Source organism: Roseateles sp. So40a, from assembly GCF_048081605.1.
Classification (GTDB): Bacteria; Pseudomonadota; Gammaproteobacteria; order Burkholderiales; family Burkholderiaceae_C; genus Roseateles.
Map to the genome: position 1 here is coordinate 3002923 of NZ_CP182288.1, position 17428 is coordinate 3020350.

The 17428-nt window shown below is 70.0% G+C and carries 15 protein-coding genes; 5 read left to right on the forward strand and 10 right to left on the reverse strand.

What is annotated here, in order from left to right; translation table 11 throughout:
- Window positions 1-127 precede the first annotated feature (127 nt).
- From ACNI65_RS13615 to ACNI65_RS13635, 5 genes are all read right to left on the reverse strand, one after another.
- Window positions 128-289 carry a YbdD/YjiX family protein gene (locus ACNI65_RS13615; RefSeq protein WP_416763623.1) on the reverse strand — a complete coding sequence of 54 codons (162 nt, stop codon included), beginning with the start codon at window positions 287-289 and terminating at the stop codon, window positions 128-130.
- A gap of 79 nt (window positions 290-368) precedes the next feature.
- On the reverse strand, window positions 369-2447 hold the full coding sequence (locus tag ACNI65_RS13620; RefSeq protein ID WP_416757253.1) for a carbon starvation CstA family protein: 2079 nt from the start codon (window positions 2445-2447) through the stop codon (window positions 369-371).
- Between the two features lie 144 nt (window positions 2448-2591).
- The gene (locus tag ACNI65_RS13625; protein WP_416757254.1) at window positions 2592-3704 is read right to left on the reverse strand and encodes a hypothetical protein; all 1113 of its coding nucleotides are present in this window, start codon (window positions 3702-3704) and stop codon (window positions 2592-2594) included.
- Between the two features lie 72 nt (window positions 3705-3776).
- On the reverse strand, window positions 3777-4439 hold the full coding sequence (locus ACNI65_RS13630) for a response regulator (protein ID WP_416757255.1): 663 nt from the start codon (window positions 4437-4439) through the stop codon (window positions 3777-3779).
- Window positions 4436-5875: a cache domain-containing protein gene (locus tag ACNI65_RS13635; RefSeq protein ID WP_416757257.1), complete on the reverse strand. Its 1440-nt coding sequence runs from the start codon at window positions 5873-5875 to the stop codon at window positions 4436-4438. Before ACNI65_RS13635 ends, ACNI65_RS13630 begins: the two co-directional genes overlap by 4 nt.
- A 104-nt stretch (window positions 5876-5979) precedes the next feature.
- Here ACNI65_RS13635 and lspA point away from each other — a divergent pair, with 104 nt between their 5' ends.
- Both lspA and ACNI65_RS13645 read left to right on the forward strand, forming a co-directional pair.
- Window positions 5980-6477 (forward strand): signal peptidase II, encoded by a 498-nt coding sequence (gene lspA / locus ACNI65_RS13640; RefSeq protein ID WP_416757259.1) that lies wholly within the window; start codon window positions 5980-5982, stop codon window positions 6475-6477.
- A gap of 249 nt (window positions 6478-6726) precedes the next feature.
- Window positions 6727-8448 (forward strand): ATP-binding protein, encoded by a 1722-nt coding sequence (locus ACNI65_RS13645; protein WP_416757260.1) that lies wholly within the window; start codon window positions 6727-6729, stop codon window positions 8446-8448.
- On the opposite strand, the gene ACNI65_RS13650 is transcribed toward ACNI65_RS13645, so the two are convergent.
- Window positions 8428-9411, reverse strand: a complete 984-nt coding sequence (locus tag ACNI65_RS13650; RefSeq protein ID WP_416757262.1) for a quinone oxidoreductase family protein — start codon at window positions 9409-9411, stop codon at window positions 8428-8430. The two genes, ACNI65_RS13645 and ACNI65_RS13650, sit on opposite strands and share 21 nt — an antisense overlap.
- A 122-nt stretch (window positions 9412-9533) precedes the next feature.
- Here ACNI65_RS13650 and ACNI65_RS13655 point away from each other — a divergent pair, with 122 nt between their 5' ends.
- The gene (locus tag ACNI65_RS13655) at window positions 9534-10424 is read left to right on the forward strand and encodes a DMT family transporter (RefSeq protein ID WP_416757264.1); all 891 of its coding nucleotides are present in this window, start codon (window positions 9534-9536) and stop codon (window positions 10422-10424) included.
- A 58-nt stretch (window positions 10425-10482) separates the two neighbouring features.
- On the opposite strand, the gene ACNI65_RS13660 is transcribed toward ACNI65_RS13655, so the two are convergent.
- Both ACNI65_RS13660 and ACNI65_RS13665 read right to left on the reverse strand, forming a co-directional pair.
- Window positions 10483-11271 carry an SDR family NAD(P)-dependent oxidoreductase gene (locus tag ACNI65_RS13660; protein WP_416757265.1) on the reverse strand — a complete coding sequence of 263 codons (789 nt, stop codon included), beginning with the start codon at window positions 11269-11271 and terminating at the stop codon, window positions 10483-10485.
- A gap of 33 nt (window positions 11272-11304) precedes the next feature.
- Complete coding sequence (locus tag ACNI65_RS13665; RefSeq protein ID WP_416757267.1) at window positions 11305-12264, reverse strand: DMT family transporter; 960 nt, start codon at window positions 12262-12264, stop codon at window positions 11305-11307.
- 358 nt (window positions 12265-12622) lie between these two features.
- On the opposite strand from ACNI65_RS13665, the gene ACNI65_RS13670 reads away from it, so the two are divergent.
- Complete coding sequence (locus ACNI65_RS13670) at window positions 12623-13657, forward strand: GGDEF domain-containing protein (RefSeq protein ID WP_416757269.1); 1035 nt, start codon at window positions 12623-12625, stop codon at window positions 13655-13657.
- A gap of 68 nt (window positions 13658-13725) precedes the next feature.
- On the forward strand, window positions 13726-15279 hold the full coding sequence (locus tag ACNI65_RS13675; protein ID WP_416757271.1) for an ATP-binding protein: 1554 nt from the start codon (window positions 13726-13728) through the stop codon (window positions 15277-15279).
- Window positions 15280-15342: 63 nt separating this feature from the next.
- Here the strand turns inward: ACNI65_RS13675 and ACNI65_RS13680 are convergent, their stop codons facing one another.
- Complete coding sequence (locus tag ACNI65_RS13680; RefSeq protein ID WP_416757273.1) at window positions 15343-15567, reverse strand: hypothetical protein; 225 nt, start codon at window positions 15565-15567, stop codon at window positions 15343-15345.
- Window positions 15568-15723: 156 nt separating this feature from the next.
- The gene (locus tag ACNI65_RS13685) at window positions 15724-17406 is read right to left on the reverse strand and encodes an MFS transporter (RefSeq protein ID WP_416757275.1); all 1683 of its coding nucleotides are present in this window, start codon (window positions 17404-17406) and stop codon (window positions 15724-15726) included.
- Window positions 17407-17428 lie beyond the last annotated feature (22 nt).

The following is a 17428-nucleotide window of genomic DNA, read 5'->3' on the forward strand; positions in this document are numbered from 1 at the left end:
CACCGTTGCCGATGGACGCGGCCAGCGCCTGCCATCGACCCTTCTGTGGACGCGGCATCCGGTGGACGCCGCGGAAACGGCGAGGGCCCCGAAGGGCCCTCGTCGCGACGCGCCGGGATGCGCCCGCTCAGCAGCAGCGCCCGGTGCGCGAGCTGTAGCGCGCCTCCTGCCGCTCGCGGAAGAAGTCCTCGTAGCTCAGCGGCGCCTGGTCCGGATGCGTGCGGCCCATGTGCGCCAGATAGGCGCCGTAGTCCGCGCCGATCAGCTGCTGGCGCACGCCGCGCGCCATGTAGCGGCCGGCCTGCAGCACCTCGGAGGCCGCGGACAGCGCGGCTTGCGCCGCCTGGGCCGCTTCCGCGGCGACCTGCTTAAGCATGGCCGCCCGCCGTGGCGCCTTCAGGCATGCGCTCGAACGGCGTCTCGTGGACCGTGGGCTTGCGCTCGGCACGCGCCTTCAGCACCGCCTTCACGCTGTACACGAGCACGCTGATCACGACGAACATGAACAGCCCGCACAGCGCCGCGTCCAGCCGGTCGTTGAAGATCACACGCTCCATCGCCTCCAGGCTCTTGGCCGGCGCCAGCACCTTGCCGGCGGCGAGCGAGTCGGCGTACTTCGCGGCATGCGCCAGGAAGCCGACCTTCGGGTCGTCGCTGAAGATCTTCTGCCAGCCCGCGGTCATCGTGCAGATCAGCAGCCAGGCCGCCGGCACGATCGTGGTCCACGCGTAGCGGTCCTTCTTCATCTTGAACAGCACCACCGTGCCCAGCAGCAGCGCCACCGCGGCCAGCATCTGGTTGGCGATGCCGAACAGCGGCCACAGCGTGTTGATGCCGCCCAGCGGATCCACCACGCCCTGGTACAGGAAGTAGCCCCACGCCGCCACGCACAGGCCGGTGGCGATCAGGTTCGCGGGCAGCGACTCGGTGCGCTTGAGCGCCGGAACGAAGGTGCCCAGCAGGTCCTGCAGCATGAAGCGGCCGGCGCGCGTGCCCGCGTCCACGGCGGTCAGGATGAACAGCGCCTCGAACAGGATGGCGAAGTGGTACCAGAAGGCCATCATCGCCTTGCCGCCCACCACCTGATGCAGGATGTGCGCCATGCCCACGGCCAGCGTCGGTGCGCCGCCGGCGCGCGCCAGGATGGTGTTCTCGCCGACGTCCTTGGCCGTCTGCACCAGCATCTCCGGCGTGATCACGAAGCCCCAGGTCGACAGCGTCGCCGCCACCGTCTCGGGCGTGTTGCCCACCAGCGCGGCCGGGCTGTTCATCGCGAAGTACACGCCCGGCTCGATGCACGAGGCCGCCACCAGCGCCATCACCGCCACGAACGACTCGGCCAGCATGCCGCCGTAACCGATGAAGCGCGCGTTGACCTCGTTGTCCAGCATCTTGGGCGTGGTGCCCGAGCTGATCAGCGCGTGGAAACCCGACACCGCGCCGCACGCGATGGTGATGAACAGGAACGGGAACAGGTTGCCCGACCACACCGGACCGTTGCCCGCCGCGAACTGCGTGAACGACGGCATCTGCATCGGCGGCGCCACGACGACGATGCCGATGGCCAGCGCGATGATCGTGCCGATCTTCAGGAAGGTGGACAGGTAGTCGCGCGGCGCCAGCAGCAGCCACACGGGGATGGAGGCCGCCACGAAGCCGTAGCCGATCAGCATCCACGTCAGCGCCTTGCCGTCGTAGGTGAACAGCGGCGCCCAGGCCGGGCTCTCATGCACCCACTGGCCGCCGATGATGGCCAGCATCAGCAGCACGAAGCCGATGATGGAGACCTCGCCGATGCGTCCCGGGCGGATGAAGCGCAGGTACACGCCCATGAACAGCGCCACCGGAATCGTCGCCGCCACGGTGAAGGTGCCCCAGGGCGAACCCGCCAGCGCCTTCACCACGATCAGCGCCAGCACCGCCAGGATGATGATCATGATCATGAACGCGCCGAACAGCGCGATCACGCCGGGCACGGTGCCCATCTCCTGCTTGACGAGGTCGCCCAGCGAGCGGCCGTCACGGCGCGTGGAGATGAACAGCACGATGAAGTCCTGCACCGCGCCGGCGAAGATCACGCCCGCGAGGATCCACAGCAGTCCGGGCAGGTAGCCCATCTGCGCCGCGAGCACCGGACCGACCAGCGGCCCCGCGCCGGCGATGGCCGCGAAGTGGTGGCCGTAGAGCACGTACTTGTGGGTCGGCACGAAGTCCAGCCCGTCGTTGTGCTTCCAGGCCGGCGTCTGGCGGGTGGGGTCCAGGCCCAGCACCTTGGTCGCCAGGAAGAGGCTGTAGTAGCGGTAGCCGATCAGGTACACGCAGATCGCCGCGACGACGACCCACAGCGCGCTCACCGCCTCGCCGTTGGCCAGCGCGACGGTGGCCAGGGCGAAGGCCCCGAGGATGGCCACGCCCGCCCAGGCGAGGTGGCGACTCATGTTCGACATCGATGTCTCCTTTTTTGGCGCGCACGGTGGCGGCCTCAAGGGACGACGACGCACGCGGACTGTCTTGCGGCGGAGTGTCGGTGTCCGTGCGGCTTCCCACATCCGTCGACTGGACTAGCCCACCGGCGTAGGAGCACGTAGGGATTAACCCCGACCTTCCTCGCTCGGCAGCGTGGGGTCGCCCATCCACGACACCTGTCCGACCTGCCAGGACGCGAGCAGCCCCGCCGACACGGCGACCGCCAGGTCCTGCCCGGCGTCGAACAGCCGGCGCGCCCGGCGGGTGGGGGTGGCCACGCCGGCCAGCAGGGCTCGCATCGCCTGCGGCGAGCGGCCCCGGATCAGCGAGGGCTCCAGGCATTGGCGCCCATGCACGCTGAGCCGCCCCCCCTGCGCGCCGAAGCACATCGACCAGGCCATCGGCATCAGCGGCAATCTGTGGCGGAGCTCGGCCTGCTGCCTGCGCCACCGGCCGGACAGCCTCGAGCCGCCGTCCGGCAGCAACGCGCGCAACACCTCGGGCGGCAGGCGCAGATCCTCGGGTCGCGCATCGCGGCCGGAGTGGCACGTCCGCTGCGCTTGCCTGATCTCCGCCGCCAACGGACGCGGCCACGGGCGAATGCCCTGCTGCAACGGGAAGCGCGCGGCCAGCGCCTCGGTCAGTTCCGGTCGCGTGCCCAGGAAACGGCAGAGCGCCTCTCGCAGCGCCATCGCGTCATCGCAGCAGGACGGCCACGCCTGCCCCCGCCGCCGATGCGCATCCCTCGCCGACGAGGCGAGCATCTCGAAGGCGCGCCGCGCGCCCAGCGCGCAGGTCTGCGACACCACGGGCTCGGCGGAGCCGCCAGGGTCCCGGACCAGTCCCAGCATCAGGCGCCGTTCGCCGTCGTAGTTCTCGAAGCCCCCCAGCCAAGGTCGCGGGATTGGAACGGCCGCGCCGGCCGGGCACGCATACGGCAGGTCGCGCTGGCGCACCCGTGGCGGCCGACCGCCCCCGAAGGTGACCCAGCTGGCCAGCACCTCGTCGGGTGCGGGGAAGACGTCCATCTCGCCCAACACCTCCACGAGCGCGAAGAGGAAGTCCACGGGGGCGTCGCGCGTCGTGGCCGCGGCCCAGGCCCGCGGATGCGCCAGATGATCCAGCCAGCGGTGGGCGCGCGGGCTCAGGCCGTCGACCCGCGGCGCGGGTGTCTGTTCAATCGGCGCTTGGGCGCCACCCGGCGCAGGGGGGACGAATCCCGAGGGCATCGGTTGCATCGGACAGCGGCGGCGAGCGCCAAGGAAAGCGGGGCCACTGCGTGCGCACGGACCCGCGCGCGGTTCCGGCGTTCAGCCCTCGTCCCGATGCAGCCCGCGCGCGTGTTCGACCGCGTAGCGGATGAGTTCGGCCTGGCCTTCGAGCTCGAGCTTGCGCTTGATGTTCTGGCGATGCGTCTCGACGGTGCGCACGGACAGGTCCAGCGCCTTGGCGATCTGCTTGCTCGATTCGCCGCGGCCCAGCGCGGAGAGGATCTCGCTCTCGCGCGGCGACAGGATGGGCCGCGGCTGCTGGCTGCGGAACATGCGCTTGGACACGCCCGGGCTGAGGAAGGTCCCGCCCGCGGCGACCGCGTCGATCGCCGCGACGATCTCGCCGGCCGGCGCGTCCTTGAGCACATACCCCCGCGCCCCGGCCTGCAGCGCGCGCTGCACGTATTCCGGGTTGTCGTACATGCTGTACATCAGCACGCGCAGGTCGGGCGCGCGCTCCAGCATCGTCTGCGCGAGCTGGATGCCGTTGTGCCCCTTCAGCCCCACGTCCAGCAGCACCACCTGCGGCTGCGTGGCGATGAGCATCATCATCGCCTCCTCGGCATTGCCCGCCTCGCCCACGACCAGGTAGCGCGCCTCGTTCTGCAGCCGCGAGCGCACGCCCTCGCGCACCAGCGGGTGGTCGTCGACCAGCAGCAGACGCACGGCGGCGGCCGTGCCCAGGGAAGGATCCGAGCTCATGGGGCCGGATTGTCGCGCGCCAGGCGCCGGATCGCCGCCGCGGGCATCAGCGCCTCGATCTGCGTGCCGTGGCCGGGGCTGGCCTGCAGGTCCAGCACGCCGCCGACCGACGCCATCCGCTCGCGCATGTTGCGCAGGCCGATGCCCCGTCGCGGATCCTCGCGCTCGGCGCGTTCGGCGTCGGCCGGGTCGAACCCCGCGCCATCGTCCAGCACCCGCAGCAGCACGCCGCCGGGTTCGCCGCGCGCCGAGTCCGGCGACTCCGCGGGACCGAATTCCAGCGACATCTCCACCCGCGCCGCGCCAGCGTGCTTAGCGACGTTGGTCAGCGCCTCCTGGGCCACGCGGAAGAGCACCGTGTTGAGCAGCTCGGGCAGCTCGCGCGGCGTACCGGTCACGCGCATGGACACCGGCATCGCGCCGCTGTCGCCGAACTCGCCAGCCAGGTGCTCCAGCGCCGCGGGCAGGCCCAGCGTGTCCAGCAGCGCCGGACGCAACCGGTGCGACAGATCGCGCACCTCGGTCAGGCTGGCGTTGAGCCGTTCAAGCGCGCGCGGCAGCAAGGCCGTGGACCCGGCCTGCTGCGCCGATTCGATCAGCAGCTTGGTCGACACCAGGGTCTGGCTCACGCCGTCATGCAGCTCGCGCGACAGGTGCGCGCGTTCGTCCTCCTGCGAGCGCACGACCTCATGCGCCAGCGCGCGCAGCTTGGCCTCGGACTGGCGGTGCTCGCTCAGGTTGAGCGCCAGCGCGCACACGCTGATCAGCGCCACGCCGAAGACCGCGATCGCCGCGATGCCCCACATCGTGCGCGCGATGTTGGCCTGCGCCTCGCGATCGAGCTGCTCCAGCGTCGCGCGGATGCCGTCCAGGTACAGCCCCGTGCCCAGCATCCAGTTCCAGCGGTCCATCGCCACGACATACCCGAGCTTGGGCGCGCGCTCGCCGCTGGAGGGCTTGCGCCACTCGTAGTCGACGTAGCCGCCACCGGCCTTGGCCTGCGCGATCAGCTGCTGGATGGTGGGACGGCCCTGCGCGTCGCGCAGGGCCCAGAGATCGCGCCCGACGAGCTCGGGCTGGCGCGAGTGCATCAGCACCCGCCCCTGCAGGTCGTAGACGAAGAAATAACCGTCCTCGCCGTAATCCAGCGCCGACAGCAGGCGCAGCGCCTCGCGCTTGTCGCGCTCCACATCGAGGGCGCTGCCCTGCGCGGCCAGGCCCGGCGTGCGCTCATACAGCGGCTGCAGCGTGCTGACGGCCAGCTCGACGTAATGGCGCAGCTCGTCGCGCCGCGCGTCCATGTAGGCGCGCTGCACGGCGGCATGCTCGCGCGCCAGCAGCTCGCGCTCCTGCTGGCGCACCGCCACCGCGATCAGCAGCAGCGAGGCGACCAGCGGCAGCAGCGCCAGCAGCGCGATCTTCAGGCGGAGTCTCATGGGAGTCGCACTCTAGCCGCAGCCGTCCGCGCGGTCCTGGCACCGGGCAGCGCTACAGTTGCGGGTTTCGCCCGCCGATCCCCGCATCCAGCACCCCGCACCCCATGGTCACCAAGTCCCCGTCCTCGTCGAACAACCGCCTGATCCAATGGCTGGCCATCGCCTTGCTGGTGATCGTGGCCGACCAGTTCACCAAGGTGCTGATCCTGCACAGCTTCCAGTACGGGGACAGCCATTACGTGCTGCCCTTCTTCAACCTGGTCCGCGTGCACAACACGGGCGCCGCGTTCAGCTTCCTGGCGGGCGCTTCGGGCTGGCAGCGCTGGTTCTTCGTCGGCCTGGGCGTGGCCGCGACGATCTTCATCATCTGGATGCTGCGCCGCCACGGGCACCAGACGCAATTCGCCTGGGCCCTGAGCCTGATCCTGGGCGGTGCCGTGGGCAACATCGTGGACCGGCTGCTGCACGGCTACGTCGTGGACTTCATCCAGCTGCACTGGGCCGGCTGGTACTACCCGTCCTTCAACATCGCCGACAGCGCCATCACCGTCGGCGCCATCCTGCTGATCTGGGACGAGCTGCGCCGCGTCAAGCGGGGCTGATTCCGCGTCATATTCCCTCCGACCGAGGGTTCCCCCGGAGAAACGAGGCTGGCGCGGGAGCGCCCGCCTGATTAGCCTTGTCCGCAGGGAGAGCCGTGGTCGCGGTGGGCGCTCTTCACGCAAGCGCGGGGGCTGGGAAACGCCCGCGCTTTTCACGTGAAGGAATGGACACCGCGAGCCATGGACAGGACACGGTCGGCGGCGACAATCCGCTGCGACCAAACGTAACCAGAACAGGGCCTCGCCCCCATGCTCGATTTCTCCTGCCTGACCCACTATGACTGGCTCGATGTGCCCATGTGGGTGTACGACCAGGAGCGTCAGCGCAACCTCTGGGCCAACGCCGCCGCGCTCAGCTTCTGGCGCGCCGACAGCGCCGAGGAATTCCTCTCCAGCGATCTCTCCGACATGAGCGCCTCGGTGGCCGAGCGCCTGGCCGTCACGGCCGCCGACCACACGCAGGGCAAGCTCGTGCGCGAGCAGTGGACGCTCTATCCGAAGGGCCAGCCGACCACGGTGATGCTGGTCTCGCGCGGCATCCGCACCCCCGACAAGCGCCAGGTCATGCTGTTCGCCGCCGATTCGCTGGTGAGCGGCGTGGACAAGAGCCTGCTGCGCGGCGTCGAGGCGCTGCAGCACACCTCGGTGCGCATCGCCGTGTTCTCGCTGCGCGACGGCAGCACGCTGATGCGCAACCCGGCCGCGGCCATGTGCTTCAACGGCCTGCGCAAGACCATCGGCGCGACCGATTTCAGCGCGATCTTCCCGGAGCAGGAACTCGCGCGGCGCATCATCGCGCAGGTGCGCGGCGGGCTGACCTTCACCGCCGAGCTCGAGATCAACACCGCGCACGGCCGGCGCTGGCACGCGGTGGACGCGCGCCCGATGCGCGACCCGGTCAGCGGCGAGATCGTGCTGCAGCTCAACGCGCGCGACATCAGCGACTTCAAGGCCACGCAGGCGCAGCTCGAGGCCGCGCGCGAGGCCGCCGAGGCCGCGAGCCAGGCCAAGAGTTCCTTCCTGGCCAACATGAGCCATGAGATCCGCACCCCGATGAACGGCGTGCTGGGCCTGACCGAGCTGGTGCTGCAGACCGAGCTCAACGAACGCCAGCGCAAGTTCATCGAGCTCGCGCACAGCTCGGCCAAGGGCCTGATGGTCATCATCAACGACCTGCTGGACATCGCCAAGATCGAAGCCGGCCGCGTGATCATCGATCAGGCACCGTTCAGCCTGCATGACTGCCTGCGCGAGGCGCTGCATCCGCTGCTGCTGCAGGCGCACGAGAAGGGCCTGCAGCTGCACGCGCGGGTGCAGCCCGGCGTGCCGCAGCACTTGCTGGGCGACGCGCTGCGGCTGCGTCAGATCCTGGTGAACCTCGTGGGCAACGCGCTGAAGTTCACCGAGAAGGGCGAGGTCCGCGTCGACATCCAGCGCATCGATGCGGCGAGCGAGGGCGAACCGGCGCAGGCCGGTCCGCTGCGGCTGCGCATCGCGGTGCACGACACCGGCATCGGCATGACGCGCGAGCAGATCGCGCAGATCTTCAGCCCGTTCACGCAAGCGGACGGCAGCATCACGCGCCGCTACGGCGGCACGGGCCTGGGCCTGACCATCGTCAAGCGCCTGGTGGAGCTGATGGGCGGCGAGGTGCAGGTCGAGAGCCAGCCGGGCGCGGGCTCGTGCTTCAGCTTCGAGATCAAGGTGTCGCAGCCGCTGGTGCTGGACGAGGTGCTGCGCACCGAGACCGTCGACGTGGAGGTCCACGAGTCGACCGCCGGCGCGCTGGACGGCGACGAGCCGTCGGACTTCGGCGCCGACACGGTGCCCGCGGACCTCGACGATCTGCCGGCGCCGCGGCGCATCGTCAGCGATGCCAGCGCCAACGATGCCCTGCTGGATGCGGAGACGGTCGCGGCCGATCTCGATCCGCCGCTGGCCGCCGCCGGATCAAACCAGCAGCACGCCTGAGCCGGTGGTCGTGCGGGCTTCCAGCTCGCGATGCGCCCGCTGGACCTCGTCGAACGGATAACGCTGCTCGATGGTGATCTTCACCGCGCCGCTTTCCACGGCCTGGAACAGCTCGCCGGCGATCTCCTGCGTCGCGGCCTGCGAGCTCAGGTGCACGAACAGCGAGGGCCGCGTCAGGTACAGGCCCTTGCCCGCGAGCGCGCCCAGCGACACCGGCGGCACCACACCCGACGCGTTGCCGAAGCTGACCATCAGCCCGAACGGCCGCAGGCTCGCCAGCGAGCCCTCCCAGGTCGACGCGCCGACCGAGTCGTAGACCACCTTCACGCCCTGACCGCCGGTGATGTCCTTGACGCGCTCGGCGACGTTCTCGGTCGAGTAGTTGATGGCGAACTCCGCGCCGTGATCGAGCGCCAGGCGGCACTTCGCGTCGCTGCCCGCGGTGGCGATCAGCCGCAGCCCCAGCGCCTTGGCCCATTGGCAGGCGATCAGCCCGACACCGCCGGCCGCCGCGTGGAACAGCACGTGATCGCCCGGCTGCAGCCCGCCCTGCGGCAGCGTGCGGCGCAGCAGGTACTGCACCGTCATGCCCTTGAGCATCATCGCGGCGCCCTGCTCGAAGCTCAGGAAGTCGGGCAGCCGCACGACGCACTTGGCGGGCATCACGCGCGCGGTGGCGTAGGCGCCGATCGGATGGCTCGCATACGCGGCGCGGTCGCCGGGCTTCAGATGCGTGACGCCCTCGCCCACCGCCTCGACGATGCCCGCGCCCTCCATGCCCAGCCCCGACGGCAAGGGCAGCGGATAGACGCCGCTGCGGTGGTAGATGTCGATGTAGTTCAGGCCGCAGGCCGCGTGGCGGATGCGGATCTCGCCCGGACCCGGCTCGCCGACCTGGACCGGTTCGATCGTCAGGACCTCCGGTCCGCCGGCTTGCGAGATGCGCACAGCTCTGTCGCTCATCAGGGTTCTCCTCATGGGGGGATGTCGCTCGCGCGTCGCCCGACGCGTCGAATGGGGCTATCGTGCCAGCCTCCTGTCCGCCGTGCATCGATCCGATGACGTTGACCCCACGACTGGCCCTGATGCTGACGCTGCCTCCGCTGCTGTGGGCGGGCAACGCCGTGGTGGGACGCTCGGTGGGACCGCTGGTGCCGCCGCTGCTGCTCAACGCGATGCGATGGACGCTGGCGTTCGCGCTGCTGGTGGCGATCGCGCGGCCGGCGCGCGCGCTGCTGCAAGACCTGGCCCCGCTGCGGGCGCGCTGGGGCTACTTCGTGCTGACGGGCGTGCTGGGCATGGGCTGCTACAACGCGCTGCAGTACCAGGCGCTGCACAGCTCCACGGCGCTCAACGTGACGCTGATCGCCGCGAGCCTGCCGGTGTGGATGCTCGCGGTGGGCGCCCTGCTCTACCGCGTGTGGCCCACGCCGCGCCAGCTCATCGGGGCGGCGCTGTCGCTGGCGGGCGTGGCGCTGGTGATCTCGCGCGGGCACCTGGCGCGGCTCGCCGAGGTGCGCTTCGTCGAGGGCGACCTGCTGATGCTGCTGGCCGTGCTGAGCTGGGCCTTCTACAGCTGGCTGCTCGCGCGGCCGCCCGCGCACATGCAGGGCGAGCGCCGGCCGGGCTGGGACTGGTCCGCGCTGCTGATGGCGCAGATGGTCTTCGGGCTGGCCTTCGGCTGGGCCAGCGCGGGCGTCGAGCAGGCCGTGGGCGTGCCGCCGGTGCAATGGGGCTGGCCGATCGTCGCGGCGCTCGTGTACGTGGCGGTGGGGCCCTCGCTGATCGCCTATCGCTGCTGGGGACTGGGCGTGGCGCAGGCCGGGCCGACGCTGGCCGCCTTCTTCGGCAACCTCACGCCGGTCTTCGCGGCGCTGATGTCCGCGGCACTGCTGGGCGAATGGCCGGCGTGGTTCCACGGCGCGGCCTTCGCGCTGATCGCGGCAGGCATCCTCGTGTCGTCGGGCCGGCGCTGACGCCGAGGCGCCCGCGAAAGCCTTCCGCTCGGAAGGCCCTCGCCCGGTAGGTATTCGCTCAGAAGGTCCCGGGGTAGGCGCCGCCGTCCAGCAGGATGTTCTGCCCGGTCAGGTAGCCCGCGTGCGCCGAGCACATCAGCGCGCAGATCGCGCCGAACTCGGCGGCGCTGCCGAAGCGCTGCGCCGGGATGGCCGTCATGCGCTTGGCGCGGACGTCGTCCACCGGCTGACCGGTCTTCTGCGCGCCGGCGGCCATGGTCTTCTGCAGGCGTTCGGTGTCGAAAGCGCCGGGCAGCAGGTTGTTGATCGTGACGTTGCGTCCGGCGATGCGCGGCTGGCGCGCGATGCCCGCGATGAAACCCGTCAGGCCCGAGCGCGCGCCGTTGGACAGGCCCAGCACGTCGATCGGCGCCTTCACCGCCCCGGAGGTGATGTTGACGATGCGGCCGAAGCCGCGATCGGCCATCTGGTCGACGGTCGCCTTGATCAGCGCGATCGGCGTGAGCATGTTGGCGTCGATCGCGGCGAGCCACTGCTCGCGCTCCCAGTCGCGGAAGTCCCCCGGCGGCGGACCGCCCGCATTGTTCACGAGGATGTCGATGCGCGGCGCGGCTGCCAGCGCGGCGGCGCGGCCGGCCTCGGTGGCGATGTCGCCGGCGACGGCCACGACCTGCACGGCGGGGTTGATCGCGCGCAGCCGCGCGGCCTGCGCCTGCAGCGCCTCCTCACCGCGCGCGGTGATCACCACGTTCACGCCCTCGGCGGCCAGCGCCTCGGCGCAGCCCGCGCCCAGGCCCTTCGAGGCCGCGCACACCAGGGCCCACTTGCCCGAAAGTCCCAAGTCCATGTCGATCTCCGTTGCCCAGGGTGGTTGTTGTCCTCATCGCCGCTGGCGCGCGAGCAGCCACACGCCGCCCAGCACCAGCACCGTGCCCGCGACGACCCAGCCCGTGAGCGGTTCGTCCAGGATCAGCACGCCCATCAGTATCGTGGACATGGGGCCGATCATGCCGGTCTGCGCGGCCACGCCCGCGCCCATGCGCTCGATGGCCATCATCACCATCAGCACCGGCGCGAAGGTGCAGGCCAGCGCGTTGAGCGCCGACAGCCACCACACCGCCGGCGCGAGTTCCGCCAGCCCCGACACCGGCCGCGTCAGCAGGAACTGCGCGATGCAGAAGCCGCAGGCCACCGAGGTCGCCAGCCCGGTGAGCCGCATGGCGCCGAGCTTGCGGACCCATTCGCCGCTGTAGACCAGGTACAGCGCGTACGACACCGCGCTGCCCAGCACGAGCGCGCCGCCGATCCACACGTTGGCGCCGGCCACCTGCAATTCATGCCCGAAGACGAGCAACACGCCGGCGTAACTGACCGCCAAAGCGCCGGCCTGGCTCAGACTGACGCGGCGGCCGAACATCGCCCACGAGAGCAGCAGCACGATGGTCGGGTTGAGGTACAGGATCAGGCGCTCGAAGCTGGCCGTGACGTAGGCCAGGCCGGCGAAGTCCAGGAAGCTCGCCAGGTAGTAGCCGCTGAAGCCCAGGCCCAGCACGGCGAGCTTCTCCCGGCCGGTGAGTTCGGGCTTGCCGCGGCCGGCCCACCAGGCCAGCGCCAGGAACAGCGGCAGCGCCAGCAGCATGCGCAGCATCAGCAGCGTGATCGCGTCGACGCCGTGCCGGTAGGCGAGCTTGACGATGATCGCCTTGCCCGAGAACCCGATCGCGCCGCCGATGGCCAGCAGCAGGCCGCTCAGCGGCACGCGGGCGTCGGACGCGTGAGCGCCTGTGGGGGCGGACGGCCCGGACGGCCCGGCGGCCGGCGTGGAGGGGGTACTGCTCATGGCGGTCGATTCTAGGAATCGAGGTCGGTACCGCTTTCGTGAAGGGGCAATGCACGATTGCCGCCCGGATCGCCACCGGGCGGCGTGCGCGCATCCGGCATGGGCCCGTCTTTTCCCTTTCCCTTTTTTCCTTGTCCCTTCCTTGTCCCTTCCCGCGTGAATAGTTGTCCCGCGGGCGGCTGATGTGGGCTTTTGTGCGTTGCCGCGCTCAAGACCTGGCCCCGGCGCGCCGAAGACCGACGAGCGCCTGCCGCGATCGAGCACCTTCGAGCGGACGGCGGGTTGTGGGGATAGGAAAGAACAAGGGGCCGCGCGCCGACGGGCGCGATGAGACTCCGACCTGTGAGGGACCCTGCCGATGAGGTACACCGAGAGCATCGCCGCCAGTGCGCAAGCCTTGCGCACGGCCTTGCCGTTGATGTCCAGGCAGCGCGCGGCGCTGCACCCGGTCACGTATGCCGTCTGGTATGAACACGTGACCGCCATGAACGGCGCGCTCAGCCGCGAGCTGATGAGCCTGACCCAGGAGGGGGCCACGCTCGACGAGCCGCAGACCTGGGCGCTCTACCGCAAGCACATCGCCGAGCTGGACGAGGACGTGGCCGTGGCGCTGGCGCGCGACGTCGGCGACGTGCTGCGCGGCGTGTCGGACTGCACCGACCAGGCCGGTCACCAGGTCCAGCACTACGCCCGCGCGCTGCAGGGCTGGGAGCGCTCGCTGCGCGAGGCCGCGCCGGGTCAGCACGTGCAGGTCCTGGCCGCCGCGATCGAGGGCACGCAGGACATGGGCCACGCGGTGGCGAGCCTGATGGCGCGGCTGGAGGCCAGCCGGCAGGAGGTCGCGTCGCTGCGCCAGGAAGTGCACCGCGCGCGCAGCGAGGCGCTGCTGGATCCGCTGACCGGGCTGAGCAACCGGCGCGGTTTCGACCGCGCGCTGGCGGACTGCCTGCTCAGCCCGGAGGCGGGTTCGGCGGGTTCACCGACCGCGCCCTGCCTGCTGCTGGGCGACATCGACGATTTCTCCGCGCTGCGCGAGCGGCTGGGCGCGTCGCGCCTGGACGAGGCGCTGCGGCAGGTCGCCAACACGGTGCGCGCCGTGGCCCAGAGCCATCACGTCGCGGCGCGGCTGGAGGACGAGGAATTCGCGCTGCTGATTCCCGGCGCCGGCCTGCACGAGGCCTACACGCTGGCGGAGCAACTGCGCCACGGCGTCGGTCAGCTGCAGGCGGACGCCGACCGGCGGCTGAGCCTGTCGGTGGGCGTGACGCAGCTGGGCCAGGGCGAGAGCGCCCGGGACTTCATCGGCCGCGCGGACCAGGCGCTGCAGGCGTCGCGCGCGCAGGGGCGCAACCGGGTCACGGTACTGGCCGCGGATGAGCGTTTCGCCGCATGAGGCCGTCATCGGCGGCCCGTATCATCAGCCCGCATGACGGGATGGACAGGACAACGGACGTGGCCCTGATGAAGACTTCCTTGCGCAGCGCCGTGATCCTGGCGCTGCTGGTGGGCTTGGCGCTGCCGACCGGCGGCGTGCTGCTCTATGAGCAGCAGCTGAGCCGCCGCGTCGTCATGGAGGACCTGCAGCGCGATCTGTCCCGCGTCTCCGAGGTGCTGGCGCTGTCGCTGGCCGAGCCGATCTGGCAGGTCTCGCCCGACCTGGCCGAGCCGATGGTCAAGGCGCAGGTGGACGATCCGCGCTTCGTCTCGGTGGTGGTGACGGAGAACGCCGCGCAACAGGCCTTCGTCGAATTCCATCGCGGCTCACCCGACGACGCGATGACGCTGTCCGAGACCCGCCCGGTGATGCGCGACGGCCGCGAGATCGCCAAGCTGACCGTGGTCATGAGCGCCGAGCCGCTGATGGCGCGCAAGCGCAATGACCTGTGGAACGCGCTGTGGCGCAGCCTGCTGACGCTGACGGTGTCACTGGCGCTGATCCTGGTGGTGATGCAGCGCCGCGTGCTGCGCCCGATCGCCAAGCTGTCGGAAGCGGCGGATGAGCTGGCCTCGGGCCAGCTGGACAAGCCGCTGGAGCTCGGCGGCGAGGACGAGATCGCTCGCGTGGGCAAGGCGATGGAGCGGATGCGGCTGGCGCTGCTGAAGGCCTTCCACGACCTGCGCGGCCACGCCAGCACGCTGGAGGATCAGGTGGCGCAGCGCACGGTGCAGCTGACCGAGGCCAACGTGGAGCTGACGCAGGCGATGGCCAATCTGAAGACCGCGCAGCGCGAGCTGGTGGAGTCGGAGAAGCTAGCGTCGCTGGGGCGGCTGGTGGCGGGCGTGGCGCATGAGCTCAACACGCCGCTGGGCAACGCGCTGACGGTGGTGTCGGCGCTGGAGGACCGCTGGAACAAGCTGGACCGGATGCTGACGGACAACACGCCGATGCGGCGCAGTCAGCTGGAGGACCTCGTGAAGGACACGCGGCGCGGGCAGGACATCCTGCATCGCAACGTGCAGAAGGCGGCGGACCTGGTGCGCGACTTCAAGCAGGTCGCCATCGATCAGACGAGCGACACGCGACGCGATTTCGAGTTGGCGACGGTGGTCGAGGACGTGCTGGTGATGGTGGAGCCGAGCTTCAAGCACACGCCGTTCCGCGTGGTCACGGAGCTGCAGCCGGAGCTGCGGATGAACAGCTATCCGGGCGCGCTGGGTCAGGTACTGACGAACCTGCTGATGAACGCGCTGGTGCATGCCTTCGAGGGGGCGGAGCGCGGGCAGGTGACGGTGAGCTGCAACCGGCTGGACGCGTCGCAGGTGGAGCTGTGCGTGTGCGACGACGGGCGCGGCATGGACGCGTCGATCGTGCGCCGGATCTTCGATCCGTTCTTCACGACCAAGCTCGGCAAGGGCGGGTCGGGGCTGGGCATGCACATCGTGCACAACATCGTGACGAACGTGCTGGGCGGTCAGATCGAGGTGATCTCGCAACCCGGCGAGGGCACGCGCATGGTGATGCGGCTGCCGGTGGACGCGCCGCTGCGCGCGGCCGGCGAGGACCGGCTGGGCTGATCCTCGCGGGGAGCGGGCGCGCGGGATGCGCTGAGCTCGCGCCCTGCCCGCTGACGCTGACGATTACTGCGAGGCGGCCGACGCGGCCGGGACCGGCTCGGAGGCCGCGGGCAACGCGGCGGAAGCGGCGGCCATCGCGGCGGAGGCGGCGTCGCTGGCTGCCTGATCGGCGTGACCGCCGGTCACGTCATGCTTCTCGCCGGTCAGGTCGATGTTGCCCCCGCTCTTCATCAGCACGAACAGCGCGATGGCGGCGAAGACGATGAATCCAAGTACTAGCTTCCACATGGTCGGGGGAACTCCTGTTTGCGACAGCCCTGATTCTTTCGGGCTTTGCTGACAGCAGGCTGAGACGCTCCCACGTCGTGGCGATGCGGGCGCGCGCCCATGAAAAAAAGGCGGCCCGAAGGCCGCCTTTCAAGCTCGAGGTTTTGTGTCGCTCGCTCAGTCGCGGGCGTAGATGTCCACGTCCTTGGTCTCGCGCACGAACAGCAGGCCGATGACCAGCGTCAGCGCGGCGATCCCGATCGGATACCACAGGCCGTGATAGATGTTGCCGTTCTGCGCCACCATCGCGAAGCTGATCGACGGCAGCAGACCACCGAACCAGCCGTTGCCGATGTGATACGGCAGGCTCATCGACGTGTAGCGGATGCGCGTCGGGAACAGCTCCACCAGCATCGCGGCGATCGGGCCGTAGACCATCGTCACGTACAGCACCAGCACCGCCAGGATCGCGATCACCAGCGGCGTGTTGACCTTCGCCGGATCGGCCTTGGCCGGATAACCCGCCGCCTTCATCGCATCGCCCAGTTCCTTCTTGAACGCGGCGATCTTCTTGGCGCTGTCTTCATCGAACTTGTGACCACCGGCCGTCAGCGAGGCGGTCGGCGCCTCGATGACCTTGTCGCCGACCTTCACCTGACCGGTGCCGGCCGTGCCAGCCACGGTCTCGTAGTTCGCCGCCGACTGCGCCAGCGCGCGCTTGGCGATGTCGCAAGGCGTGGTGAAGTCCACGTCACGCGCCACCGGGCTGCCCTGGAACGAGCACTGCGCCAGGTCCGTCGTCAGCGTGATCTGCGCCGTCGCCTGCGCGCGGGCCAGGTCCGGGTTCGCCGCGTTGGTCAGCGCCTTGAACAGCGGGAAGTAGGTCAGGATCGCCAGCAGCAGACCCGCCATGATGATCGGCTTGCGGCCGATCTTGTCGGACAGCGTGCCGAACACGACGAAGAACGGCGTGCCGATCAGCAGCGCCACCGCCACCATGATGTTGGCCGCGGCCGGATCGACCTTGACCACGCTCTGCAGGAAGAACAGCGCGTAGAACTGACCCGTGTACCAGACCACGCCCTGGCCGGCCACCAGGCCGAACAGCGCCAGCAGCACGACCTTCAGGTTCTTCCACTGGCCGAAGGACTCGGACAGCGGCGCCTTGGAGGTCTTGCCCTCGGACTTCATCTTCTGGAAGGCCGGCGATTCGTTCATCGACAGCCGGATCCACACGCTGATGCCCAGCAGCAGGATCGACACGATGAACGGAATGCGCCAGCCCCAGGCGGCGAAGGTCGCCTCGCCCAGCGCCGTGCGCGTGCCCAGGATGACGATCAGCGACAGGAACAGGCCCAGCGTCGCCGTGGTCTGGATCCACGACGTGTACGCGCCGCGCTTGCCGTGCGGCGCGTGCTCGGCGACGTAGGTCGCGGCACCGCCGTATTCACCACCCAGCGCCAGGCCTTGCAGCAGGCGCAGACCGACCAGGATTACCGCCGCGGCGGGACCGATCGTGTCGTAGGTGGGCAGCACGCCGACGATGAAGGTCGACAGACCCATGATCAGGATCGTGACCAGGAAGGTGTACTTGCGGCCGATCATGTCGCCCAGGCGGCCGAACACCAGCGCGCCGAACGGACGCACGATGAAGCCCGCCGCGAACGCCATCAGCGACGCGATGAACTGGGCCGTCGGATCCAGCCCGGTGAAGAACTGCTTGCCGATGATCGCGGCCAACGAGCCGTACAGATAGAAGTCGTACCACTCGAACACCGTGCCCAGCGAAGAGGCGAAGATGACCTTCTTCTCTTCGGCCGTCATCGGCGCATTGGTGGTCACTGCGCTTGCAGTTGCCATGGGATTGTCTCCTCGGGATTTC